Consider the following 22,540-nt stretch of genomic DNA (forward strand, 5'->3'; position numbering starts at 1 on the left):
CGGAGATGCCGTGAATCAACCCCGATCCTCAGCTCGCCCTGGCCGGGCGGGCGACCCGGAGGCCGTCCCGGGCGGCGCCCGGACCCCGCGTCGCGTGGATATCGCCATCGTCGGCGGCGGCCTGGTGGGGGCCAGCCTGGCCTGCGCCCTGGTGCCCATGATCGAACGGGCCGGCCTGTCGGTGGCGGTGATCGAGGCCGCCCCGATCCGCGAGATGGCCGACGCCCCCTTCCAGCCCAGCTTCGATGCCCGGGCCAGCGCCATCGCCCAGGGGTCGGCGGAGCACTTCGCCGGCATGGGGCTGTGGCCGGCCCTGGCCGAGCACGCCGCGCCGATCCGGCGTATCCACGTCAGCGAACGCGGCCGCTTCGGGGCGACCCGGCTCACCAGCGAGGAGCTGGGGGTGGCCGCCCTGGGGCATGTGATTCCCAATGCCTGGATGGGGAAGGTGCTGCATCGGCGCCTGGCCGAGCTGCCCATCGCCTGGCACTGTCCGGCCAGGGTGGAGGAGATCGAGCCGACGTCCGGCGGCCACCGCCTCACCCTCTCCGACGGGGAGCGCCTCGAGGCCGGGCTCACCGTGCTGGCCGACGGCGGCCGCTCGGGGCTCAAGGAGCGGCTCGGCATCGAGAGCGACAGCCACCCCTACGACCAGGTGGCGCTGATCACCAGCGTCGAGCTGAGCCGGCCCCACGACGGGGAGGCCTGGGAGCGCTTCACCCCGGAGGGCCCCATCGCCCTGCTGCCGCTGCGCGGCCAGGCCATGGAGCTGGTCTGGACCCACCCGCTGGGCGCCGAGCAGCGCCGGCTGGCCCTCGGCGACGGCGACTTCCTGGCCGAGCTGCAGCGGGCCTTCTGCGACCGCGCCGGACGGTTCCGGCGGGTGGGGAGCCGCCATGCCTATCCGCTGAGCCTGGTGACCGCTCGCGAGACCACGCGCCCGGGCCTGGCGGTGCTGGGCAACGCGGCCCATGCGCTGCATCCGGTGGCGGGGCAGGGCTTCAACCTGGCGCTGCGCGGGGTGATGGACCTGGTGGCCGCCATGGAGGCCGGCCGGCAGCGCGGCGAGGCGCCGGGCAGCGCCGGGGTGCTGGCCGACTTCGAGGCGCGCCGCCACGCCGACCGTCACAACGTGGTCCGGTTCAGCGATGGCCTGGTGCGGCTGTTCGGCATCGAGAGCGCGCTGCTCTCCCATGCCCGGGCGGCGGGGCTGATCGGCCTCAACCTGGCCGGCCCGCTGCGCCGCGGCCTGGCACGGCGCGCCATGGGGCTGGAACGCTAGAGGAGATACATCATGAGGAAGCGACCATGAGTGCAGTGGGCAAGGAGCGGCCGATGGAGGCGAGTGCGGAGCCTCAGGGCCACGACGAACGACCGGCGGGCGTCGCGGAGCACGCCGAGGTGGTGGTGGTCGGGGCCGGCATGGTCGGGGCGGCCCTGGCCTGCCTGCTGGGCCAGGCGGGTGTCGAGGTGGCCCTGGTGGACGCCCGCGAGTCGCTGCTGGACCACGAGGCGGTGGGGCGTGGGCAGCCCGGCATGCGGGTCAGCGCGCTGACGCCGGTCTCCCAGCGGCTGCTGGAGCGGCTCGGCGCCTGGGAGTGGATGGCGGCGCGTCGCATCAGCCCCTACCGGTTCATGCAGGTGTGGGACGCCGAGGGCAGCGGCGAGGTGAGCTTCTCCGCCGAGCAGGCCGGGGTGGCGAAGCTGGGCCATATCGTCGAGAACGACGTGACCCAGGCCGCCCTGGAGCGGCGCCTGGTGGCGCTGCCCTCGGTGCGGCTGCTGCTGGGTGCCCGGGTGACCGGCTTGACGGACGCCGAGGGGGGGCGGTGCGTGCACCTGGCGGATGGCCGCCGTCTGGTGGCCCCCCTGGTGGTGGCCGCCGATGGTGCCCGCTCACCGCTGCGCGAGCTCGCCGGCATCGAGACCCGCCAGCGCGATACCGGCCACCGGGCAATGGTGACCACGGTGAAGGTGGCGCGGCCCCACGGCGAGGTGGCCCGTCAGGCCTTCCTGCCTACCGGTCCCCTGGCCTTCCTGCCGCTGCGCCTGAACGGCGAGTCTGACCACTGCTCCATCGTCTGGTCCACCTCGCCGGAGGAGGCCGAGCGGCTGCTGGGCCTGGCGCCCGAGGCGCTGGGGGAGGCGCTTGCGGCGGCCATCGACCATCGCCTGGGCGAGGTGACGGTGGTGGACCGCGCGGTGGCCTTCCCGCTGGTGCAGCGCCATGCCGAGCGCTATGTGCTGCCGGGGCTGGCGCTGGTGGGGGATGCCGCCCACAGCATTCACCCCCTGGCGGGTCAGGGGGTTAACCTCGGGCTGATGGATGCGGCGGTGCTGGCGGAGGAGCTGCTGGCGGCGCGGCGACGCGGCGCGGCGCTGGGCGATGAGCGGGTCCTGGCCCGCTATGCGCGGCGCCGGCGCGGCGACAACGCCGGCATGCTGGCGCTGATGGATGGCTTCCGGCTGCTGTTCGGTGCGCGCCACCCGGCGCTGGCGCTGGCCCGCAACCTGGGCATGGGCGCCGTGGACCGGCTTACCCCGCTCAAGCGCCTGCTGCTGCAGCAGGCGACGGGGCATCGGGGACGGCTGCCTAGGACATGCCGCTGATGGAGCCGGCCTAGCGCCGGCTCAACACATTGAGCGCCTTGAGCAGGTTGAGCGCCTCGCCGAGCTGGTAGTCCTCGCGCAGGCGCTCGCTGAGCTCGGCGCGCTCCCGCGGCGCGTCGCGGGAGCGCAGGTGCCCCTCGAGGTCCGCCTCGCGCACCTCGCGGCCCGTCTCCGTCACCTCCACCCGGCCGCGCACCACCTCCACGTCGGGCTCGATGCCCTGGGCCTGGATGGAGCGGCCGTTGGGGGTGTAGTAGAGCGCCGTGGTGAGCTTGAGCCCCTCGCCGTTGCCCAGCGGCATGATCTGCTGCACCGAGCCCTTGCCGAAGCTCTCGGTGCCCATCACCACCGCCCGGCGCTGGTCCTGCAGGGCGCCGGCGACGATCTCCGCCGCCGAGGCGCTGCCGCCGTTGATCAGCACCACCAGGGGCACCTCCGGTGCCGCGCTGCCCGGGCTGGCGCTGAACTGCATCTCGGTGTCCGGCAGGCGCCCCTCGGTATAGACGATCAGGCCGCTATCGAGGAAGGCGTCGGCGACGCCCACCGCCGCCTGCAGCACCCCGCCGGGATTGTTGCGCAGGTCGAGCACCAGGCCGCTCAGCGGCGCCTCGCGCTCCAGGCGGCGAATCTGCTCGGCGACCTGGTCGCCGGTGCGGGTCTGGAACTGGCTGACGCGCAGGTAGCCGTAGCCCGGCTCCAAAAGCTCGCTGCGCACGCTCTCGGTGCGGATCACCTCGCGGGTCAGGGTGACGGTGCGCGGCGAGCTCTCGCCGCGGCGCAGGATGGTGAGCTCGATGCGGGTGCCCGGCTCGCCGCGCATCAGGTTGACCGCCTCCTGCAGCGAGAGGCGCTCGGTGGGGGTGTCGTCGATGCTCAGGATCTGGTCGCGGGCCTGCAGGCCGGCGCGGGAGGCCGGGGTGTCATCGATGGGGGTGATCACCGTCAGCTGGCCGTCCTCCAGCCCCACCTCGATGCCGATCCCGCCGAACTCGCCCTGGGTCGACTCGCGCAGGCTCTGGAACTGTTCACGATCCAGGAAGGCGGAGTGGGGGTCGAGCTCGCTGAGCATGCCGCGCATGGCGTTGCGCAGCAGGGTGGCATCGTCCACCTCCTCCACGTAGGCGCGCTTGATGCGCTCGAACACCTCGGCGAAGGTCTGGATCTCCTCCACCGGCAGGTCGTCATTCACCGCGCTCACGGCGGGCAGGGGGAGCGCCAGCAGGGCGACGGGCAGCAGCGAGGCCAGCAGGCGTCGCGGCGAGAGGGCGAGGCCGGCCCTGCCAGGCATGGGAAGCGCTGGGGTCATGCGATCTCCGCTGTTCCGGGACGGTAGGGAGCCAGCATAGCCCGGCGGCCCCGGGCAGGGAAATAGCGCGCTCCTCAGCGCGTGGCGATCCACGACTGCGGATCGATGGGATCGCCGCCGCGGCGCACCTCGAAGTAGAGCGCCGGACGCTGGTGGCCACCGCTGTTGCCCACCGCTCCCAGCACGTCACCCCGGGAGACCGCCTGCCCCACCTGCACGCCGAACTGCTGGAGGTGGGCGTGCAGGGTCATCACCTGATCGCCGTGGTCGATGATCAGCAGGTTGCCGAAACCGCGCATCCAGTCGGCGAACACCACCCGGCCGGCGTGCACGGCCCGGACCGGCGTGCCCTCGGCGGCCTGGATCAGGATGCCGTTGCGATGCACACCGTCGCCGGCCCGGAAGCGCGAGGCGACGCTGCCCTGCACCGGCCAGGGCAGGTCGCCCCGGGTCTGCTCGATGGCGGTGGAGGGGGGCGGGCGCTCGAGCCTGGCCAGCTCCTCCTGCACCTGGCGCAGCACCCGCTCGGCATGAGCGCGATCCTGCTCCAGCTCCGTCAGGCGGACCTGTTCGCTGGCGTAGCGGCTGTCGAGGTCGGCCACCAGCGCGGCTCGTTCGCGCATCTGCTCGGCCAGGTCGCTGGAGCGGGCGGCGAGCTCCGTGGCCAGGGCGTCGAGGCGCTCGCCGCGGGCGTCGAGCTCGCGGCGGGTCTCGCCCAGGGCGGTATCGAGCCGGGCCAGCTCATCGAGACGCGCGTTGCGGGCCCGGGAGAGATGGTTGAGGTAGTGCTGTAGGCGGTCGAGGCGGGCGGGGTCGTCCTGGTTGAGCAGCAGCTTGAGCTGCGGGCTCTGGCCCAGACGGTAGAGGGCATCGAGCTGGATATTCAGGGCCTCGACCTGGTCGGCGCGCTCCGCCTCCAGCAGGTCGCGGCGCCGCTCCAGGGTGACGATCTCGTCGCCCAGCTCCTCGCGCTCCTCCTGCAGGAGGTCGAGGCGACGATGGGTCTCGGCCAGGGCGGTCTCCACCCGGCGCAGTCCCTGGCTGGCCTCCGCCTGGGCCTCCCGCGTGGTGGTCAGGCGTCGCGAGACCCCCTGGATCTCGCTGCCGATGGCATCGAGCCGCTCCCGGGCCGCCCGCTCGCTGGGCTGGGCGGCCAGCGGCGCGGCCAGGCAGAGCGCCAGCAGCGCCACCGTGAACCGGCCTGCCCCTCGGGGCAGGCGGCGTGGGCTGGCCATGGGGCGGCCCGCGTCAGGAGGCCGCGTCGAAGTCGACCAGCACCCGGCCGGTCATCTCCTCCGGCACCGGCTGGTCCATCAGGGTCAGCAGGGTCGGGGCGATGTCGCACAGGCTGCCGTCCTCCTGGAGCCGCGCCGGGCGGGGGCCCACGTAGATGAGCGGCACAGCGAAGGTGGTGTGGGCGGTCTGGGGGTTGCCGGTCTCCGGGTTGACCATCTGCTCGGCGTTGCCGTGGTCGGCGGTCACCAGGCAGGCGCCGCCGACCTTCTCGATCGCCTCCACCACCCGGCCCACGCAGGTGTCGACGGCCTCGATGGCCTTCACCGCGGCGTCGAAGTCGCCGGTGTGGCCGACCATGTCGCCGTTGGCGTAGTTGCAGACGATCAGGTCGTAGTCGCCGGACTCGATGGCCGCCACCAGCTTGTCGGTGACCTCGACGGCGCTCATCTCAGGCTTCTCGTCGTAGGTCTTCACATCCTGGGGGGAGGGCACCAGGATCCGGGTCTCGCCTGTGTACTCGGCCTCGCGGCCGCCGGAGAAGAAGAAGGTGACGTGGGCGTACTTCTCGGTCTCGGCGATGCGCAGCTGGGTCAGGCCGCGGGCCTCCATCACCTCGCCCAGGGTGTTGGTGAGCGACGCCGGCGGGAAGGCCGCGGGGGCGGGGATGTCGGCGGCATACTGGGTCAGCATCACCAGGCCGTCGGCGGCGAGGCGCGGGCAGACGCGGCGTTCGAAGCCGTCGAAGTTTTCCCGGACGAAGGCGCGGGTCAGCTCCCGGGCGCGATCGGCGCGGAAGTTCATGAAGATGGCGGCGTCGCCCTCCTCGAGCACCACCGGGGCGCCGGTGGGGCGGATGCTGGTCGCGGCCACGAACTCGTCGGTCTCGCCGCGCTCGTAGGCGGCGCGCAGCCCCTCCTCGGCGCTCACCGCCTCGAACTCGCCGACACCCTCGGTGAGCAGGCGGTAGGCCTTCTCGACGCGATCCCAGCGGTTGTCGCGGTCCATGGCGTAGTAGCGGCCGATGATGGAGGCGACGAAGCCGTTGTCGGCGCCGACCAGCTCGGCGAGGCGACCGTTGGCGCGCTCGAGGGAGGCCAGGGCGCTCTTGGGCGGCATGTCGCGACCGTCCAGGAAGCCGTGGACGTAGATACGCTGCGCGCCGCGGCGGGCGGCCAGCTCGGCCATGGCAATGAAGTGGTCGTCGTGGCTGTGCACGCCGCCCGGGGAGAGCAGGCCCAGCAGGTGCACCGCCCGGCCCGCCGCCACGGCGGCATCGATGGGCGCGGTCAGGGCGTCGATGAGATCCAGGTCGCCGTCCTCGATCGCCTTGGTGATGCGGGTGAAGTCCTGGTAGACGACGCGGCCGGCGCCGAGGTTCATGTGGCCCACCTCGGAGTTGCCCATCTGGCCGTCGGGCAGGCCCACGTGGCGGCCGTCGGTGTGGATCAGGGTCGCCGGATGCGCCTGCTGCAGGCGGTCCATCACCGGGGTGCGGGCGGCCAGCACGGCGTTGTGGGCGGCGTCCGGGTTATGGCCGTAGCCGTCCAGGATGATCAGGGCGACCGGGCGTGGCGTGCTCTGGCTGGCGGGGTTCGTCATGGGGCTGTCCTCGATGCGTGGCTGGCGACACCTCAGTGCCCGGGATGGCTTGCAGCGCAGGCGCTGCGCCGGTGTGCTGCCCCGGGGCGGCCGGGAAGCGGGCGGGGTCGCGGCAGATGGCGGATTGCGGCATGATATCGTATGGCGCCGCCGGGCGTCATTGCCGGCCGCAGCCCGCGGGACGTCGTGTATACTGGCCGCCGTTCATTCGGCGGGCCCGCCTGGCCCCGGCCTTCCCTTCGTGCACCGAGACAAGAGTTATCTGGACCCATGATCGATCAGCTGTTTGAATTCGTGCAGAACCACCCGCTGCTGGTGGGCGCCTTCCTGATGGTGCTGACCGCCTGGATCCTCTACGAGGTCCGCAACAGCAGCGCCAACGGCGTGACCGCGAGCGAGGCGACCCAGCTGATCAACCGCGAGGATGCGGTGGTGGTGGATACTCGCGATGCCGACGCCTTCAAGGCCGGCCATATCGCCGGGGCGCGCAACATCCCCCAGAGCCGCATCGACGAGCGCCTGGGCGAGCTCAACAAGGTCAAGGAAAAGCCGATCATCGTGGTCTGCAAGTCGGGCCAGACGGCGGGCATGACCGTGGCCAAGCTGGTCAAGGCCGGCTACCCTCGCGTGCTCAAGCTCAAGGGCGGCATGATGCAGTGGCAGGCCGACGGCCTCCCGGTCGTGCGCAAGTAACCCCCTTCATCGAATCCACTTCGTTCATCGAGTCAAAGGACCTTTCCCATGGCGGAAGAGAACAACCAGAACGCCGCAGCCGGCAACCCGGCGGCCGGCCAGCAGGACAAGCCCCAGCTGCAGTTCTCCGTGCAGCGCATCTACGTCAAGGACATCTCCTTCGAGGCGCCCAACTCGCCGGCGGTCTTCCAGCAGCCCTTCAAGCCCAAGGTCGGCCTGGACCTCAACACCTCCAGCCGTCAGGTGGGCGAGGGCCTCTATGAGGTGGTGATCAAGGTCACCGCCCAGGTGACCCACAGCGAGGAGGGCACCACCTCCTTCCTGGCCGAGATCGAGCAGGCGGGCCTCTTCCGCATCGCCGGCATCGAGGGGGCCCAGCTGGAGCACACCCTGGGCGCCTTCTGCCCCAACGTGCTCTTCCCCTATGCCCGCGAGTGCATCGACAACCTGGTCAACCGCGGCGGCTTCCCGCCCCTGATGCTGGCGCCGGTCAACTTCGAGGCGATCTACGCCCAGAAGAAGAAGCGCGAGGCCGAGCAGGCCCAGGCTCAGGCGACCCAGTAAGGGCGACGGCGACCCGTGACGACTCACCGGAAAGCGCCGCGCATCCACGTCGCCGCCGACTTCATCGTCGGCGGCGACGTCGTTCTGCCCGAGGGGCCGGCCCGCCACGTAGCGCGGGTGCTACGCCTGGGCGAGGGCGCCCCGCTGCGCCTCTTCGACGGCATGGGGCAGGAAGCCAGTGCCGTGCTGGTGGAGGCCTCGCGCAAGCGGGTGGTGGCGCGCATCGAGTCCGTCGAAGCGGGCGGCGGCGAGTCGCCGCTGGCCGTGCACCTGGGCCAGGCGATCTCCAAGGGCGATCGCATGGACTACGCCATCCAGAAGGCCGTGGAGCTGGGGGTGGCGGCCATCACGCCGCTCTATACCGAGCACGGCGACGTGCGCCTCAAGGGCGAGCGCGAGGCGAAGAAGCTCGCCCACTGGCAGGCCGTGGCGGCCAGCGCCTGCGAGCAGTGCGGCCGCGCGGTGGTGCCGCCGGTGCACCCGCCGCTGGCGCTGGCCGAGTGGCTGGCCGAGCGCGGCGAGGCGCTGCGCCTGGTGTTGCATCCGGCCACCGACGCCCAGGGCGGGCTCGAGCGGGAGACTGCCCCGGCCGGCGTGGCCCTGCTGATCGGCCCCGAGGGCGGGCTCGCCGAGGACGAGGTCGAGGCCGCCCGGGCCGCCGGCTTCGCCGCGCTCACCCTGGGGCCGCGCATCCTGCGCACCGAGACCGCCCCGGTGGTGGCGCTGAGCCTGCTGCAGTACCGCTTCGGGGATCTGTGAGCGCTCGCTGACCCCTCTCATCCCTGGCTTCGAGGAACATCGCCATGTCCGATTCCCGTGAACCGCGCACGCCGCGTCCCGCCGCCGGCCGGCGCTACCGTGCCCCGAAGTGTGCGGTGGGCGAGGTCGCCTACCTGGAGGTGGTCACCGTCAACGAGACCGGCGCCTTCCTCGACTGGGGGCATCCCAAGGACCTGCTGCTGCCCTACGGCGAGCAGCGCTTCCGGCCCAGCGTGGGCAAGCGGGTGCTGGTGAGGATCTACGAGGACCAGCAGGGGCGGCCGGTGGCCTCCCAGAAGCTCGACCGCTTCGTCTCCGACGAGGCCGAGGGTCTCGCGGCGGGCGACGAGGTGACCCTGGTGATCGCCGAGCAGACCGATCTCGGCCTCAAGGCGGTGGTCGACCATCGCTGCTGGGGGCTGCTCTATCGCGACGATATCACCCGGCCGCTGCGTCGCGGCCAGCGCCTGACCGGCTACGTGAAGCGCCTGCGCGAGGATGGCCGTCTGGACCTCTCGCTGCTGCCTCCGGGCGCGGCGCGCCTCGACGTGGTGGGCGAGACGGTGCTCAAGGCGCTGCGCGCGAGCGGCGGCTACCTGCCGCTGGGCGACAAGAGCGATGCCGCCGAGATCAAGGCGCGGCTGGGGGTGAGCAAGAACGCCTTCAAGCAGGCCATCGGCCGGCTCTACAAGCAGCGCCTGATCACCCTTTCGCCCACCGGCATCCGGCTGGCGCCGCTCAATCCAGACCGTTGAACTCCTCCTCGTGCAGCCAGGCGGCATGCTTGGGTGCCCGCTTGGTCTTCGACCACTCCTCGATCATCGCCGGCGCGACCTCCTTCAGCCGGCGCATCTGCTCGTCGGTGCCCTTCACGTAGGTCAGCTCCAGGCGATGGCCGTTGGGGTCGAAGAAGTAGATGGAGCGGATGATGCCGTGCTCGGTGGGGCCCACCACCTCGACCCCCTTGCTCTCCAGCTCCGCCTTGGCGGCCATCAGCGCGGCCTCGTCGGCGACCCGGAAGGCGATGTGCTGGACCCACTCCGGGGTGTTGGGGTCGCGGCCCATCTCCGGTGAGTTGGGCAGCTCGAAGAAGGCCAGGATGTTGCCGTTTCCGGCATCCAGAAAGAGGTGCATGTAGGGGTCCGGCGCCTTGGTGGAGGGCACGCGGTCCTCGGCGATGGCCACCAGGAACTCCATGTTGAGCTTGTCCTGGTACCACGCCACGGTCTCCTTGGCGTCGCGGCAGCGGTAGGCGACGTGGTGAATCTGCTCGAGTTGGATCATGGGGCACTCCCGGGGCTATTTAGTTTCAAGTGAAACCAAATCTAGTGGCGGGCGTTACCCCTGTCAAGGACGCTATCGTCTTGGAGCGGCCCTCGCCCATGCGGCATACTGGCGTCACTCCCTCCGAAGCGGATTTTCGACACCATGAGCGAACGCGCCCCGAAGATCGGCGTGGTGATGGACCCCATCGCCGACATCGCCTACAAGAAGGACACCACCCTGGCCATGCTGTGGGCCGCCCAGGACCGCGGCGCCTCGCTGCACTACCTGGAGCAGGAGGACCTCTTCCTGCGCGACGGCCGCGCCTTCGGCCGGCTGCGCGACCTCACCGTGCACCGCGACCCGACCCACTGGTACGACCTCGGCGAGCCCGAGCCGCGCCCCCTGGCCGAGCTCGACGTGATCCTGATGCGCAAGGACCCGCCGGTGGACGCCCATTTCCTCAATGCCGTGCACCTGCTGGGCTTCGCCGAGCGCGAGGGGGTGCTGGTGGTCAACCCCACCCGAGCGCTGCTCGAGTGCAACGAGAAGCTCTTCGCCCAGCAGTTTCCCCAGTGCTGCACGCCGACCCTGGTCTCCTGCAGCGAACCCGAGCTGCGCGCCTTCCATGCCGAGCACCAGGACGTGATCTACAAGCCTCTGGACGGCATGGGCGGCAGCGGGATCTTCCATGTGCGCCCGGAGGGCCGCAACCTCGGCGCCATCATCGAGACCCTCACCGAGCGCGGCCGCCGGCAGATCATGGCCCAGCGCTATATCCCCGAGATCACCGACGGCGACACCCGCATCCTGCTGGTGGATGGCGAGCCGGTGCCCTATGGCCTCGCCCGGGTGCCCATGGCCGGCGAGACCCGCGGCAACCTGGCCGCCGGCGGCACCGGAGTGAGCCGCGAGCTCACCGAGCGCGACCACTGGCTGATCGGCCAGGTGCAGCCGATGATCCGCGACAAGGGGCTGATGTTCGTCGGCCTCGACGTGATCGGCGCCTACATCACCGAGATCAACGTGACGAGCCCCACCTGCGTGCGCGAGATCGACGACCAGCGCGGCACCGATATCGCCGGGCTGCTGCTCGACGCCATCGAGCGCCGGCTCGCCGAGCGGCGGGCCTAGCACAGGGGGGCGGGAGAGCCCATGAGTGCCTGCGTCAACGACCCCATCCGCTATGCGCCGGTGACCCGGCCCCATCGCCACTGGCTGGCCTGGTCCCTGGCGCTGCTGCTGCACCTCGCGGTGATCGGCGTGGTGGCCAGCTGGCAGTTCGCCGCCCCCCCCGCGCCGCGCTCGAGCCTCGACGTGGTGCTGGTCACCCGCCCCAGCGAGGCGCCGGTGACGGCCGACGCCATCGCCGAGGCCGACCAGCAGGCCGCCGGTAAACAGCAGGAGGAGGCGCCGGCGGAGTCCCGCGCGGCGCCCATGGAGGAGCTGCCGCTGGTGCAGGAGAGCGTCAGCGACGTGGACCCGGCCACCCCGGCCGAGCCGGAGCAGGCGCGCCTCGAGCCCGAGGCACGCCCCGACGAGCGGGCGCCGCCCGCCGCCGACAGCGAGGAGGCGCTGGAGACGCCCCCCGAGCCCCGCGAGAGCGCCCCCCAGGCGGCGGATGCCGCCGCCCCGCCCAGCGTCACCGCGCCCTCCGCCTCGGGCCGCGACCTGCTGGCCCAGGCCACCCGCAGCATCCGCGAGCAGGGCCTCAGCCCGGAGGCGGCGGGCCCCGCGGGCGACAGCCCGCAGCTGGCCGCCCAGCGCGCCGCCGAGGCGCGCTACATCGACGACTGGACCCGCCGGGTGGAAGACTACGGCAACCGCGTGCATCCGGCGCCGCGCCATCTGCAGGGACAGCTGCGCATCCGCGTGGTGATCGGCCGCGACGGCGGGCTTCGCCAGGCGGAGGTGGTACAATCCTCGGGACATGCCGAACTCGACCAGGCCGCGCTGGACACCGTCCACGGTGCGGCGCCCTATCGCCCCTTCGATGCGGGCATGGGCAGCCTGGACACCCTCTCCATCACCCGCGTCTGGCGGTTCGGCCAAGGCAATCACTACGGCGTGCGCTAGGACCGCCGGGGAGTCTCATGCAACATTTCGGTTTGAAGGATCACTTCCTGATGGCGATGCCGCACCTGGAAGATCCCAACTTCGCCGGTAGCCTGAGCTACCTGTGCGACCATGACGAGAAGGGCACCATGGGGGTGATCGTCAATCGGCCGCTGGAGCTGACCCTCGAGGCGCTCTTCGAGCAGCTGGAGCTCGGCGGCGAGGAGAGCCCCCATCGCAACGCGCCGGTCTACTACGGCGGGCCGGTGCACAAGGATCGCGGCTTCATCCTGCATCGCGGCGCAAGCACCCCCTGGGACTCCAGCATTCAGGTCACCGAGGAGCTGGCCCTGACCACCTCCATGGACATGCTCCAGGCGCTGGCCGCCGGCGAGGGGCCCGAGGACTTCCTGGTCTGCCTGGGCTGCGCCGGCTGGGAGGCCGGTCAGCTGGAGCAGGAGATCCTCGACAACGCCTGGCTCACCGTGGAGGGGCGCTCCGACATCCTCTTCGAGGTGCCGCCGGAGCAGCGCCTGGGGGCCGCCGCCGGCATCCTCGGCATCGACCTCAATCTGATGACCCGCGAGGCGGGTCACTCCTGATGGTGGCAGGGCGAGGCTGATGGCACGGGAAGGCGAGCGGTTGATCCTGGGGTTCGACTTCGGCACCCGGCGCATCGGCGTGGCGGTGGGCAACGAGCTGCTGGCCAGCGCCCGCGAGCTCGACCCCCTGCCGGCTCGGGACGGCATCCCCGACTGGCAGCAGGTGGCCCGGCTGGTGGAGGAGTGGCGGCCCGACCTCTTCGTGGTGGGGCTGCCGCTGACCGCGGAGGGGGAGGAGCAGCTGATGAGCACCCGCGCCCGCAAGTTCGGCAAGCGCCTGTTCGGCCGTTTCGGGGTGCCCTGCGAGATGGTCGACGAACGCGGCTCCACCGGCGAGGCCAAGGTGATCGCCCGGGAACGCGGCCACCGCGGCAACTACCGGGAGGCGAGCGTCGACGGCATCAGCGCGGTGCTGATCGTCGAGCGCTGGTTCGCCGCCCGGGAGGGGCTGCCCGGCCGCTGAGCGACGGGCTCAGGCCGGGTCGGCCCGATCGAAGTCCTGCACCGAGAGCCCGGCGAACTTCTCCAGGAAGAACACCAGGGTCGCGGGGTGGTGGAAGCGCTCCTCGAACTGCTCCTGCTGGCCGTCACGCCGGCGCGTCACGCTGGCCCGGTACTCGTCGCCCGCCTTCACCACCTGCACGCTGGCCTCCCGGTCGCCCTCGCGCTTCTGCGCCTCGAGCCGCGGTTGCCCCTCCAGCAGCGTCTCCAGCTGCCGCGCGGCCGCGAGCTCCTCGGGGGTGGCCCAGATCGCCTGGTCGCGGTCGCCGTAGCGGTAGAGGATCACCACCAGCAGCAGCGCGAAGACCGCGCTGGTCAGCATCCAGGTGATGGTGACGCCGTCCAGGGAGACCGACAGCAGCACGAAGAGCTGTGCCACCGCCCCCACGGCGAGCACCCCGGCCAGCGGCCGCCACATCCGCGGCCCCATGACCCCGCGCTTGAGGATGTATCCCCACAGCCCCGCCACGGCCACAAGGCCCACCACCAGGTGCACCATGGCCAGCGGGGTCCCACCGCCGGCCAGCAGGGCGATCGCCCCGATCAGCAGCAGCAGGCTGTAGAACACCGCCAGTAGGCGGTAGGCGCGTTGCAGGCTCATGGGTCTCTCCTCGCAGGCTGATGTCAGACATCAAGCATAGGCGAAGCGCGCCGAAGCGCCTCCCGTCAGAGCTCGCGGTCGTCAACGCCCACGCGGGTCGGCACGAACCAGCGCACCGGGCGCAGCTCCTGCTCGATCAGCTCATCCACCTTCAGCAGGGTGGCGAAGATCGCCATGCGCACCGGGATGCCGTTGTCGGTCTGGCGGAAGATCGCCAGGCGCGGGTCACCGTTGAGGTCCACGTCGAGGTCGTTGGCGTCCGGGCGGCTGTCCCGGGGCAGCGGGTGCATGACGATGGTGCTGTCGTTGCAGCGGCCATCCAGGAAGGCGCGGTCCACGGTGAAGTCCCGCGACAGGCTGAAGCCCTCGCTCATCTCCTCGGTGAAGCGCTCCTTCTGGATGCGGGTGGTGTAGACCACGTCCACGTCGCCGAAGTCGCTGGCCAGGCTGTCGCGCTGCTCCACGCGGTGGCCGCGGGAGGCCACCAGGTCGATCAGGTGGCTCGGCATCTCCAGCCCCGGCGGGGCCACCAGGGTGATGCGCAGCGGTGCGTAGAGGGAGAGCAGCTTGATCAGCGAGTGCACGGTGCGGCCGAACTTCAGGTCGCCGGTCATCAGCACGTGGGCGCCGGCCAGCGACTTGCCCAGCCGGGTGAACTCCTTGTCGATGGTGTAGAAGTCGAGCAGTGCCTGGCTGGGGTGCTCGCCGGGGCCGTCGCCGCCGTTGATCACCGGCACGTTGGTGGCGGCGGCGAACTCCGCCACCGAGCCCAGCTCGGGGTGGCGCATCACGATGGCATCGCAGTAGCCGCTCATCACCCGGCTGGTGTCGTAGAGCGACTCGCCCTTGGCCATGGAGGAGAAGGTGAAGCCGGTGGTGTCGCAGACGCTGCCGCCCAGCCGGCAGAAGGCCGCGTTGAAGCTGACCCGGGTGCGGGTGCTGGCCTCGAAGAAGAGGTTGCCGAGCACGGCCCCCTCCAGCACGCGGGTGACCTGGCGCCGCTGGGCGATGGGCTCCATGCGGGCGGCGACCCGCATCAGGTGATCGACATGGTCACGGGTCAGGGAATCGACGGAGAGCAGGTGGGAACTCATCGGCGCGGCCTCGGCTGGCGGGGGAGTGGACGGCCGCTAGTGTACTCCGCCGCGGCGCCGGCTTCACTCGGCCCCGGCGACGGCGGGCGCCACCAGCTCGGCCAGCGCCCGGGCGGCGGCCATCACCTCGGCGATGGCGGTGGCGCTGTCCAGGTCATCCATGGCCACTACCCCCACGCAGGCCTCCACCCCGCTGCGCCGCGGATCGGCGGGAATCGGGCTTGCCACCCCCACGGCGCCGCGCTGGAGCTGGCCCCGGGTCAGGCTGTAGCCCTCCCGGCGGGCCCGGGTGACGGCCTCGGCCTCGCCCGTCTCGGCGGGGCGTCCGGCGAGGATGGCGATGCCCGCCGCGCCCAGGCTGAGCGGATGGCGGCTGCCGACCCGATAGCCGACCCGCAGCAGCCCGTCGTCGGGCTCCGCCACCAGGATCACCACGGCCTCCTCGCCCTGGGCCACCGAGAGGAAGGCGGTGGCCCGGGTGGCGGCCGCCAGTGCCTTGAGGCGCGGCTGGGCCAGGGCGCGCAGCTGGGGCTCGAAGCGCGAGGCCAGCAGGCTGATCCCGGCGCCGAGCCGCAGCAGGCCGTCACGGCCGCGATTCACCAGGCCGTGCTGCTCCAGGGTGGTGACGATGCGATAGGCGATGGCGCGGTGGACCGCGAGGCGCTCGGCCAGCTCGGCCACGCTCAGGCCGCCGGTCTGCTCGGCGATGATCGCCAGGGCGTTCAGGCCGCGGTCGAGGGTCTGCAGGGTGGTGGACATGGGCGACCTCCTGGGCGTCGTGAGCGGCCCCGCTGCGCTCCCGGGAGGCGCGGTTGACGTCGCCGGGAAAGGGGCCTATTTTTCGCATTGTGCGTTCAATAGAGCAAAGTGTGCGATAAAAGTAAAACAAAGGCCAGTCACGACAAAGGCCAGTCACGACAAGCGACGTCGCCGCACCGGTCCAGATGGAGCCCAGCATGACCTCTGCCCCTACCCAACCCGCTGCCGAGGCGGGCGGCTGCCCCTTTCACCGCGCCGGTCACCACGCCGGCGAGCCCGCCCCGAACGGCTGCCCGGTATCCCCCCGGGCGGCGGCCTTCGACCCCTTCGACCGTCCCTACCAGCTCGATCCCGCCGAGGCGCTGCGCTGGTCCCGGGATCAGGAGCCGGTGTTCTGGAGCCCCAGGCTCGGCTACTGGGTGGTGAGCCGCTACGACGACATCAAGGCGATCTTCCGCGACAACCTCACCTTCTCGCCCTCCATCGCCCTGGAGAAGATCACCCCGTCGAGCGACGAGGCCCTCGCGGTGCTCAAGCGCTACGACTACGGGATGCACCGCACCCTGGTGAACGAGGACGAGCCGGCCCATATGGCGCGGCGCCGCGAGCTGCTGGACGCCTTCACCCCGGAGGCGCTGGAGGCCCATGCGCCCATGGTGCGCCGCCTGGTGCGCGAACGGCTGGATGCCATCATCGACCGCGGCCGCGCCGACCTGGTGGCCGAGCTGTTCTGGGAGGTGCCGCTGACCGTGGCGCTGCACTTCCTCGGCGTGCCTGAGGAGGACATGGAGCAGCTCAGGCGCTTCTCGGTGGCCCACACCCTCAACACCTGGGGGCGTCCCTCGCCGGCGCAGCAGGTGGAGGTGGCCGAGGGGGTCGGCCGGTTCTGGCAGTACTCCGGCGAGGTGCTGCGGCGGATGCAGGCGCGCTCGGACGGCCACGGCTGGATGTACGACATGATCGCCAAGAACCGCGAGAAGCCCGACGTCGTCACCGACAGCTACCTGCACTCAATGATGATGGCGATCATCGTGGCGGCCCATGAGACAACGGCGCTGGCCACCGCCAACGCCTTCCGCCAGCTGCTTTCGCGGCCGGCGGTGTGGGCCGAGCTGTGCGCCAACCCCGCGCTGATTCCCGCCGCCGCCGAGGAGTGCCTGCGCCACTCCGGCTCGGTGGTGGCCTGGCGCCGCCTCGCCACCCGGGAGGTGGAGGTGGGGGGCGTGACCATTCCCGAGGGCGGCAGGATCCTGATGGTCACCGCCTCGGCCAACCACGACCCGCGCCACTTCGAGAATCCCGACGAGCTCGACATCTACCGCGACAACGCCGTGGACCACCTGACCTTCGGCTACGGCAGCCACCAGTGCATGGGCAAGAACCTCGGGCGCCTGGAGATGCGCATCTTCCTCGAGGAGTTCACCCGTCGACTGCCCCACCTCGAGCTCGAGGCGCAGGAGTTCAGCTTCCTGCCCAACACCTCCTTCCGCGGCCCGGAGGCGCTCTGGGTACGCTGGGACCCGGCGCAGAACCCCGAACGCCGCGACCCGGCGCTGCGCACCGCCCAGCGCGACTTCCCGATCGGCGCTCCCGAGAGCCGCGCCATCGTGCGCCGGGTCAGCGTCGCCCGTGCCGCGCCCGAGGCCGAGGGCATCCTCGGTGTGACCCTGGTCGACCCGGCCGGCGGCCGGCTGCCCGCCTGGTCTCCCGGCGCCCACCTGGACCTGGTGCTGCCGAGCGGCGAATCACGCAAGTATTCGCTGTGTGGCCCGGCCGACAGCGGCGAGTGGCGCCTCGCCGTGCTGTGCGAGCCCGAGGGGCGCGGCGGCTCCCGCTGGGTGCACGAGGCCGTCCGCGAGGGCGTCGAGCTGCACGTGCGCGGCCCGCGCAATCACTTCCGCCTGGACGAGGGCGCCGAGGGCTACCTGTTGATCGCCGGCGGCATCGGCATCACGCCGATCATCGCCATGGCCGACCGGCTCAAGGCGCTGGGCAAGCCCTACGAGCTCCACTATGCCGGCCGCGGCCGCGACACCATGGCCTTCCTGGCGCGACTCGAGCGCGACCACGGCGCGGCCCTGCGCCTCTATCCCGGGGCCGAGGGGGTGCGACTCGACCTCGCGGCGCTGCTCGCCGAGCCGCGGCAGGGGCAGCTGATCTACGCCTGCGGCCCCGAGCGGCTGCTCGACGCCCTCGCCGAGGGCACCGCCCACTGGCCCGAGGGCAGCCTGCACGTGGAGCACTTCTCCGCCGAGGGCACGGCCCTGGACCCCGAGCGCGAGCAGGCCTTCGAGGTGGTGCTGGCCGACTCCGACCTGACCCTTTCGGTGCCGCGGGACCGCACCCTGCTGCAGACCCTGCGCGCCGCGGGCATCGACGTGCCCAGCGACTGCGAGGAGGGGCTCTGCGGCAGCTGCGAGGTGGCCGTGCTCGACGGCGAGATCGACCACCGCGACAAGGTGCTCACCGCCTCGGAGCGTGAGGGACAGGGCCGCCTCATGAGCTGCTGTTCTCGCGCCAAGGGCAAGCGACTGGTGCTGGGGCTTTAGGCCCCGGCATCCCGATGACTGGTACGCCAACCACACCCACCACAAGGAAAACCAACAATGAAAAAGCTGGTGACCCTGACCGCCGCCTCCGCCCTGCTGGGCCTGGGCGCGCTCTCGCTCTCCGCCCAGGCCCTGGCCACCGAGCTCCAGGTCAGCACCTGGGCCGGCCCCAACCACGGCGTCAACACCATCGTCTGGCCCACCTGGGCGGCCTGGGTGGAAGAGGCCACCGAGGGGCGCGTCACCGTCAACGTGGTGCATGACATGGGGCCGCCCGGCGCCCAGATGGACCTGATCGCCGACGGCGTGGCCGATGCCACCTGGCTCTTCCACGGCCTGATGCCGGGGCGCTTCGAGCTGACCAAGCTGCCGGAGCTGCCCACCTTCGAGGAGTTCTCCTCCGAGGCGGCCTCGGTGGCCTACTGGCGTACCCATCACGAGTACCTCGCCGCGGCGCGGGAGCATCGCGGCGTCGAGCTGATCGGGCTGGGCGTGCATGGCCCGGGGGCGCTCTTCCTGAGGGAGGGCATCGATGGCCTGGACGACCTGGCCAACAAGCGCGTCCGCATCGGCGGGGGCATCATGGCCGACATCTCCAGTGCGCTCTCGCTGAGCGGCGTGGCCCTGCCGCCCGGCGGCACCTACGAGGCGGCTACCCAGGGCGTCATCGACGGCGCCATGCTGACCCTGGAGGGGCTGCGCAGCTTCCGCCTCGCCGAGGTGCTGCCCTACACGGTGGACATGCCCGGCGGTTTCTACCGTGGCAGCTTCTCCCTGGTGATGAATCCCGACACCTGGGCGTCGCTCTCGGACGAGGACCGCGAGGCCATCGCCTCGGTCTCCGGCGAGCGGCTCTCGCGGCTGTTCGGCTACATGATGGACGTGGTGGACGTGCGCGGCGTGGAGTTCGCCCGGGAGCAGGGCAACACCTTCATCGAGCTGCCCGAGGCCGAGGTGGAGCGCTTCAAGGCCATGGCCGCCGACCTGCCCGACCAGTGGGTGGCCCAGGCGGCCCGCCACGACGTGGACGGCAGCGGGGCGCTGGCCTACTTCCGCGAGCAGCTGGCGCTGGCGGCCGAGGAGCCCGGCATGGGGCCGGAGGACGTGGTCGACAACAGTCCGAGGTAGTTTCGTTTGAAACTATTTTGACCTCGGTCAAGGCAGCGAGGCTCCCGCGGGTCGATACTGAGCCCAGACACACGATCACCTGACGGGAGCATCACCATGGCCACTGCCCAGACCACTCGCCCCTCATCCTGGTGGGAACGCCTGACCGAGCGCTGCTACGCCGCCTCCACCCCTCAGCTGGTGCGTGACGTCCAGCACGAGGCGGGCACGACCTACCAGAAGCTGCTGACCGACCTCGACTCCCCTCTGGAGCGTGGCTTCGAGCGCGAGATGGCCCGGCAGTTGGGGGCGGGTCAGCCGGCCACCTTCGTGCCGGCGAAGACCCTGATGCCGGTGATGATGCAGCGCTTCGGCCTGCAGGATGCCGAGCTGGCCGCCCAGCCGGGCTACGGCGCCCTGCGTGACACCTGCAACGCCTGCCCCGTGGTGGGCCACTGCTGGCAGGCCATGCGTGCCGGCGCCGAGGTCGAGGAGTGCCGCGGCTTCTGCCCCAACGCCGAGGCCTTCGAGCGCCGCGCCCAGGGCTGAGCCGTCACGGCAGCTTCGTCCTGATGTCGCTGATAGTGCAATGACAGCGGGCCCTCGACCGGATTGGTCGAGGGCCCGTCCTGTTTCCAGCGCGTTTCCCCTAGGTCCTTACCAGACGCCGAACAGATAGCCCCGCTTGTGGGCCGATCCTGTGGCCTCAGAGACCCGCTGGTTGCTGACCGTGATGCGATGCCTACGTTCCAGCGCCCAGCCCTGGAGGGCCTTCTCGAGTCGCTCGAGGGTCTCGGCGTGGCAGGACTCGCCGGCCAGATCGGTCAGCTCCTGGGGGTCAGTGGCAAGGTCGAACAGTTGGGGGCGGTGGTGCTGGTAGTGCACAGATTTCCAGCGGCCATCCGTCACCATGAAGGCCCTGGCTTCGTCGGGAGCCAGTCCCAGCTCCTTCCGGGCCGGCCGCCAGGCGTAGTCGGCTTCGCTGAAGGCGTACCGACGCCACGGCTCCACCTTGCTGCCGCTGACCAGCGGCAGCAGTGAGCGCCCCTCCAGGACATGATCGAGCGCTCGGCTGTCGCCTCCGGCGGCATCGACGAAGGTGGGCACCAGGTCGATGGCCTCCACCAGCTGCTCGGAGCGGCTGCCTCGGGTGCTGTCGGCCTCGCGACGCGGGTCGACCACGATCATCGGAATGCGCACGCTCGGCTCGTGGAACATCTCCTTTTCCCCCAGCCAGTGGTCGCCCAGATAGTCGCCATGGTCCGAGGTCAGCACGATCAGGGTGTTGTCCAGCTGGCCGCGCGTCTCCAGGAAGGTCATCAGCCGACCGATATGGTCATCCAGCTGGGTGATCAGGCCCATGTAGGTGGGAATCACCCGCTCACGCACCTCGTCGCGGGAGAACTCTCGGGATTCGGGATGCTGCATGAAGGCGCCCAGTACCGGGTGGGGCCGCTCGCGCTCCAGGTCGCTGCGGGCCGCCGGGAGAATATCCTGTATACCGTACATGTTGTGGTAGGGGGCCGGGGCCAGATAGGGCCAGTGGGGCTTGATGTAGCTAAGGTGCAGGCACCAGGGGGTGTCGCCGGCCTCGTCGATGAAATCCATGGCGCGATGGGTGGTATAGGCGGTCTCGGAATGCTCCTCTCGCACCCGCGCCGGCAGGTGGGCATGCCGCATGTACCAGCCGCTGAGCGGCTCGCCGTTCTCGCCCTGTGCCGAGTTGGCGGCGCTGTGCCAGGGGTTGTCACCTTCGTACCCCTGCTCGCGCAGGTAGCGGTTGTAGGGCAGATCCGGGTCGGCGGACTGGTCGGGGTGCAGGCCGTCGTCGCGCTCGAAGGGCTCGAAGCCGCACTGGCTGACCAGCACGCCACGTGAGGTGTCCGGGTCGATACCCAGCCGCGCCATGCCCTCGATGTCGCGACGCATATGGGTCTTGCCCACCAGAGCAACCCGGTAGCCCGCGGGGCGCAGATGGTCCCCCAGGGTGCGCTCGTCGACGCGCAGCGGCACGTTGTTGTAGCTGGCGCCATGGCTGATGGCGTAGCGGCCGGTGTAGAACGACATTCGCGAGGGGCCGCACACGGGGGCCTGGCAGTAGGCCCGTGTAAAGTTCACGCCTTGGCTGGCCAGGGCGTCGATGTTGGGGGTGCGGATGGTGGGATGGCCATTGCAGGCGAGATAATCGGCCCGCAGCTGGTCGGCCATGATGAACAGGATATTGGGCTTGTCCTTGCGCATGGGGTCACCGCCTGAATCGTCTACCGAAGAAGAACGGGCATCGCCCGGAGGTCTTGCGGTGAGACTTTCATTGACAGGCCAAGGCAGGCAATCGACTATTTCACCATGTGAAAAGAGAGACGGCCATGACCAAGCAGATTCGTGCCCTGGCCCGCGGCCTGGCCGTGGTCAACGCCATCGACAGCGCCAGCGGGCCCGTCAGCCTGGGTGAGCTTCACCACGCCACCGGTATCGACCGCGCCACCATCCTGCGCATCCTCGCCACTCTGGAACAGGAGGGGTGGGTCTACCGGGGTATGGGTGACAAGCGCTATCGCCTGACCTACCGCCTGCACGATCTGGGCGAGCACGTCAGCGTCCACGATGCCATTGCCCAGGTGGCGGCTCCCTTTCTGGAGCGGCTTCAGGAGGCGCTTGTCTGGCCCTCGGACATTGCCATCTACGACGGCCAGGGGATGGCGATCGTCGAGACCTCGCGACGGCGCACCGCCATCGTCCTCAACCGGGAAGTGGTCGGCTATCGCCCCAGCATGCTGAAGTCGGCCATGGGGCGTGCCTACCTGGGATTCTGCGACGAGCGTCGGCTCGATGCGATCCTCGCCCGGCTCAGGCAGCAGGGCGGTGAAGAGGGGCGCCTGGCCGGCGATGTGGCCTACATTCGACGGCTTCGCGAGCGGGTCCAGCGGCTGGGGTATGCCCAGCGGGATCCGAGCCTCTTCCCGCTGCCGTCGGCCAGCGAGGAGGAGTTCGACGCGATTGCGGTACCCGTGGTCGTGATGGGAGACGTGCAGGCCTGCCTCAGCCTGGTGTGGGTGAAGTCGGCGCATGCCGAGGAGGAGGTCGAGGCCCGCTTTGCCGCCAAGCTCAGCGAGAGCGCGACGGCCCTTGCCGCTGCCTTCGAGGCCCATCAGCTCTACTGACGCCGCCCCTGAATCGCCAGGGGAGATGCGACTTTGGTCACAATGGCCTGGTTTGGTGCGTCATTGCTTTCACTTGGTGAA

The 22,540-nt window shown here is 70.9% G+C and carries 22 protein-coding genes; 14 read left to right on the forward strand and 8 right to left on the reverse strand.

All coding sequences use genetic code 11. The features are described 5' to 3' along the window. Window positions 1–94 precede the first annotated feature (94 nt). Window positions 95–1,282 carry a 2-octaprenyl-6-methoxyphenyl hydroxylase gene (ubiH, locus tag D1793_RS11620; RefSeq protein WP_119022319.1) on the forward strand — a complete coding sequence of 396 codons (1,188 nt, stop codon included), beginning with the start codon at window positions 95–97 and terminating at the stop codon, window positions 1,280–1,282. A 26-nt stretch (window positions 1,283–1,308) separates the two neighbouring features. Then, window positions 1,309–2,610, forward strand: coding sequence for a UbiH/UbiF/VisC/COQ6 family ubiquinone biosynthesis hydroxylase (locus D1793_RS11625; protein ID WP_276110382.1), 1,302 nt, complete (start codon window positions 1,309–1,311; stop codon window positions 2,608–2,610). A gap of 10 nt (window positions 2,611–2,620) precedes the next feature. Here D1793_RS11625 and D1793_RS11630 read toward each other — a convergent pair whose 3' ends face one another. The 3 genes from D1793_RS11630 to gpmI all read right to left on the reverse strand — a co-directional run bounded on the left by D1793_RS11630 (window position 2,621) and on the right by gpmI (window position 6,751). Then, window positions 2,621–3,916 carry a S41 family peptidase gene (locus tag D1793_RS11630; protein WP_240407660.1) on the reverse strand — a complete coding sequence of 432 codons (1,296 nt, stop codon included), beginning with the start codon at window positions 3,914–3,916 and terminating at the stop codon, window positions 2,621–2,623. Between the two features lie 74 nt (window positions 3,917–3,990). Beyond that, entirely contained in the window at window positions 3,991–5,151 is a 1,161-nt protein-coding gene (locus tag D1793_RS11635; RefSeq protein ID WP_119022321.1) for a peptidoglycan DD-metalloendopeptidase family protein, read from the reverse strand. Window positions 5,152–5,164: 13 nt separating this feature from the next. Beyond that, complete coding sequence (gene gpmI / locus D1793_RS11640; RefSeq protein WP_119022322.1) at window positions 5,165–6,751, reverse strand: 2,3-bisphosphoglycerate-independent phosphoglycerate mutase; 1,587 nt, start codon at window positions 6,749–6,751, stop codon at window positions 5,165–5,167. A gap of 270 nt (window positions 6,752–7,021) precedes the next feature. Between gpmI and D1793_RS11645 the strand changes: the two genes are divergently transcribed. From D1793_RS11645 to D1793_RS11660, 4 genes are read left to right on the forward strand one after another with little or no spacing between them, the layout of a single operon-like run. Continuing rightward, window positions 7,022–7,444, forward strand: coding sequence for a rhodanese-like domain-containing protein (locus tag D1793_RS11645; protein ID WP_119022323.1), 423 nt, complete (start codon window positions 7,022–7,024; stop codon window positions 7,442–7,444). A gap of 48 nt (window positions 7,445–7,492) precedes the next feature. Beyond that, complete coding sequence (gene secB, locus D1793_RS11650) at window positions 7,493–8,008, forward strand: protein-export chaperone SecB (protein WP_110069073.1); 516 nt, start codon at window positions 7,493–7,495, stop codon at window positions 8,006–8,008. Window positions 8,009–8,023: 15 nt separating this feature from the next. Continuing rightward, complete coding sequence (locus D1793_RS11655) at window positions 8,024–8,767, forward strand: 16S rRNA (uracil(1498)-N(3))-methyltransferase (protein ID WP_119022324.1); 744 nt, start codon at window positions 8,024–8,026, stop codon at window positions 8,765–8,767. Between the two features lie 44 nt (window positions 8,768–8,811). Then, window positions 8,812–9,522 carry a S1-like domain-containing RNA-binding protein gene (locus tag D1793_RS11660; RefSeq protein ID WP_119022325.1) on the forward strand — a complete coding sequence of 237 codons (711 nt, stop codon included), beginning with the start codon at window positions 8,812–8,814 and terminating at the stop codon, window positions 9,520–9,522. Here the strand turns inward: D1793_RS11660 and D1793_RS11665 are convergent. After that, a complete protein-coding gene (locus tag D1793_RS11665) occupies window positions 9,506–10,051 on the reverse strand; it encodes a VOC family protein (protein ID WP_119022326.1) in 546 nt (181 codons plus the stop codon). The two genes, D1793_RS11660 and D1793_RS11665, sit on opposite strands and share 17 nt — an antisense overlap. A 144-nt stretch (window positions 10,052–10,195) precedes the next feature. On the opposite strand from D1793_RS11665, the gene gshB reads away from it, so the two are divergent. Genes gshB through ruvX form a run of 4 tightly spaced genes read left to right on the forward strand, consistent with a single transcriptional unit; the run spans window position 10,196 to window position 13,150 of the window. Further along, window positions 10,196–11,164, forward strand: coding sequence for a glutathione synthase (gene gshB / locus D1793_RS11670; RefSeq protein WP_119022327.1), 969 nt, complete (start codon window positions 10,196–10,198; stop codon window positions 11,162–11,164). Between the two features lie 21 nt (window positions 11,165–11,185). After that, window positions 11,186–12,106 carry a TonB family protein gene (locus D1793_RS11675; protein WP_119022328.1) on the forward strand — a complete coding sequence of 307 codons (921 nt, stop codon included), beginning with the start codon at window positions 11,186–11,188 and terminating at the stop codon, window positions 12,104–12,106. Between the two features lie 17 nt (window positions 12,107–12,123). Beyond that, a complete protein-coding gene (locus D1793_RS11680; RefSeq protein WP_119022329.1) occupies window positions 12,124–12,687 on the forward strand; it encodes a YqgE/AlgH family protein in 564 nt (187 codons plus the stop codon). 19 nt (window positions 12,688–12,706) lie between these two features. Then, a complete protein-coding gene (ruvX, locus tag D1793_RS11685) occupies window positions 12,707–13,150 on the forward strand; it encodes a Holliday junction resolvase RuvX (protein ID WP_110069067.1) in 444 nt (147 codons plus the stop codon). A gap of 9 nt (window positions 13,151–13,159) precedes the next feature. Here the strand turns inward: ruvX and D1793_RS11690 are convergent, their stop codons facing one another. The 3 genes from D1793_RS11690 to D1793_RS11700 form a co-directional block, all read right to left on the reverse strand. After that, window positions 13,160–13,789, reverse strand: a complete 630-nt coding sequence (locus D1793_RS11690; protein ID WP_119022330.1) for a hypothetical protein — start codon at window positions 13,787–13,789, stop codon at window positions 13,160–13,162. Between the two features lie 65 nt (window positions 13,790–13,854). Continuing rightward, a complete protein-coding gene (pyrB, locus tag D1793_RS11695; RefSeq protein WP_119022331.1) occupies window positions 13,855–14,883 on the reverse strand; it encodes an aspartate carbamoyltransferase in 1,029 nt (342 codons plus the stop codon). A 63-nt stretch (window positions 14,884–14,946) separates the two neighbouring features. After that, window positions 14,947–15,642, reverse strand: a complete 696-nt coding sequence (locus D1793_RS11700) for a helix-turn-helix domain-containing protein (RefSeq protein WP_119022332.1) — start codon at window positions 15,640–15,642, stop codon at window positions 14,947–14,949. Window positions 15,643–15,839: 197 nt separating this feature from the next. Between D1793_RS11700 and D1793_RS11705 the strand changes: the two genes are divergently transcribed. The 3 genes from D1793_RS11705 (at window position 15,840) to D1793_RS11715 (ending at window position 19,847) form a co-directional block, all read left to right on the forward strand. Continuing rightward, entirely contained in the window at window positions 15,840–18,191 is a 2,352-nt protein-coding gene (locus D1793_RS11705; RefSeq protein ID WP_119022333.1) for a cytochrome P450/oxidoreductase, read from the forward strand. 57 nt (window positions 18,192–18,248) lie between these two features. After that, entirely contained in the window at window positions 18,249–19,319 is a 1,071-nt protein-coding gene (locus D1793_RS11710) for a TRAP transporter substrate-binding protein (RefSeq protein ID WP_119022334.1), read from the forward strand. Between the two features lie 96 nt (window positions 19,320–19,415). Continuing rightward, a complete protein-coding gene (locus D1793_RS11715) occupies window positions 19,416–19,847 on the forward strand; it encodes a hypothetical protein (RefSeq protein WP_119022335.1) in 432 nt (143 codons plus the stop codon). A 108-nt stretch (window positions 19,848–19,955) separates the two neighbouring features. On the opposite strand, the gene D1793_RS11720 is transcribed toward D1793_RS11715, so the two are convergent. Further along, window positions 19,956–21,539: an alkaline phosphatase family protein gene (locus tag D1793_RS11720; RefSeq protein WP_119022336.1), complete on the reverse strand. Its 1,584-nt coding sequence runs from the start codon at window positions 21,537–21,539 to the stop codon at window positions 19,956–19,958. Between the two features lie 125 nt (window positions 21,540–21,664). On the opposite strand from D1793_RS11720, the gene D1793_RS11725 reads away from it, so the two are divergent. Further along, window positions 21,665–22,459 carry a helix-turn-helix domain-containing protein gene (locus tag D1793_RS11725; RefSeq protein WP_119022337.1) on the forward strand — a complete coding sequence of 265 codons (795 nt, stop codon included), beginning with the start codon at window positions 21,665–21,667 and terminating at the stop codon, window positions 22,457–22,459. Window positions 22,460–22,540: the final 81 nt, after the last annotated feature.

The organism is Halomonas sp. JS92-SW72 (genome assembly GCF_003547075.1).
Lineage (GTDB): Bacteria > Pseudomonadota > Gammaproteobacteria > Pseudomonadales > Halomonadaceae > Halomonas > Halomonas alkalicola.

What these genes read in the sequence shown, in the direction of transcription:
- D1793_RS11625 (WP_276110382.1), top strand. Translation starts at nt 1,309, where the DNA reads ATGAGTGCAGTGGGCAAGGAGCGGCCGATGGAGGCGAGTGCGGAGCCT.
- D1793_RS11630 (WP_240407660.1), bottom strand. Translation starts at nt 3,916, where the DNA reads ATGACCCCAGCGCTTCCCATGCCTGGCAGGGCCGGCCTCGCCCTCTCG.
- D1793_RS11635 (WP_119022321.1), bottom strand. Translation starts at nt 5,151, where the DNA reads ATGGCCAGCCCACGCCGCCTGCCCCGAGGGGCAGGCCGGTTCACGGTG.
- gpmI (WP_119022322.1), bottom strand. Translation starts at nt 6,751, where the DNA reads ATGACGAACCCCGCCAGCCAGAGCACGCCACGCCCGGTCGCCCTGATC.
- D1793_RS11645 (WP_119022323.1), top strand. Translation starts at nt 7,022, where the DNA reads ATGATCGATCAGCTGTTTGAATTCGTGCAGAACCACCCGCTGCTGGTG.
- secB (WP_110069073.1), top strand. Translation starts at nt 7,493, where the DNA reads ATGGCGGAAGAGAACAACCAGAACGCCGCAGCCGGCAACCCGGCGGCC.
- D1793_RS11660 (WP_119022325.1), top strand. Translation starts at nt 8,812, where the DNA reads ATGTCCGATTCCCGTGAACCGCGCACGCCGCGTCCCGCCGCCGGCCGG.
- D1793_RS11665 (WP_119022326.1), bottom strand. Translation starts at nt 10,051, where the DNA reads ATGATCCAACTCGAGCAGATTCACCACGTCGCCTACCGCTGCCGCGAC.
- gshB (WP_119022327.1), top strand. Translation starts at nt 10,196, where the DNA reads ATGAGCGAACGCGCCCCGAAGATCGGCGTGGTGATGGACCCCATCGCC.
- D1793_RS11675 (WP_119022328.1), top strand. Translation starts at nt 11,186, where the DNA reads ATGAGTGCCTGCGTCAACGACCCCATCCGCTATGCGCCGGTGACCCGG.
- D1793_RS11680 (WP_119022329.1), top strand. Translation starts at nt 12,124, where the DNA reads ATGCAACATTTCGGTTTGAAGGATCACTTCCTGATGGCGATGCCGCAC.
- ruvX (WP_110069067.1), top strand. Translation starts at nt 12,707, where the DNA reads ATGGCACGGGAAGGCGAGCGGTTGATCCTGGGGTTCGACTTCGGCACC.
- D1793_RS11690 (WP_119022330.1), bottom strand. Translation starts at nt 13,789, where the DNA reads ATGAGCCTGCAACGCGCCTACCGCCTACTGGCGGTGTTCTACAGCCTG.
- pyrB (WP_119022331.1), bottom strand. Translation starts at nt 14,883, where the DNA reads ATGAGTTCCCACCTGCTCTCCGTCGATTCCCTGACCCGTGACCATGTC.
- D1793_RS11700 (WP_119022332.1), bottom strand. Translation starts at nt 15,642, where the DNA reads ATGTCCACCACCCTGCAGACCCTCGACCGCGGCCTGAACGCCCTGGCG.
- D1793_RS11705 (WP_119022333.1), top strand. Translation starts at nt 15,840, where the DNA reads ATGACCTCTGCCCCTACCCAACCCGCTGCCGAGGCGGGCGGCTGCCCC.
- D1793_RS11710 (WP_119022334.1), top strand. Translation starts at nt 18,249, where the DNA reads ATGAAAAAGCTGGTGACCCTGACCGCCGCCTCCGCCCTGCTGGGCCTG.
- D1793_RS11715 (WP_119022335.1), top strand. Translation starts at nt 19,416, where the DNA reads ATGGCCACTGCCCAGACCACTCGCCCCTCATCCTGGTGGGAACGCCTG.
- D1793_RS11720 (WP_119022336.1), bottom strand. Translation starts at nt 21,539, where the DNA reads ATGCGCAAGGACAAGCCCAATATCCTGTTCATCATGGCCGACCAGCTG.
- D1793_RS11725 (WP_119022337.1), top strand. Translation starts at nt 21,665, where the DNA reads ATGACCAAGCAGATTCGTGCCCTGGCCCGCGGCCTGGCCGTGGTCAAC.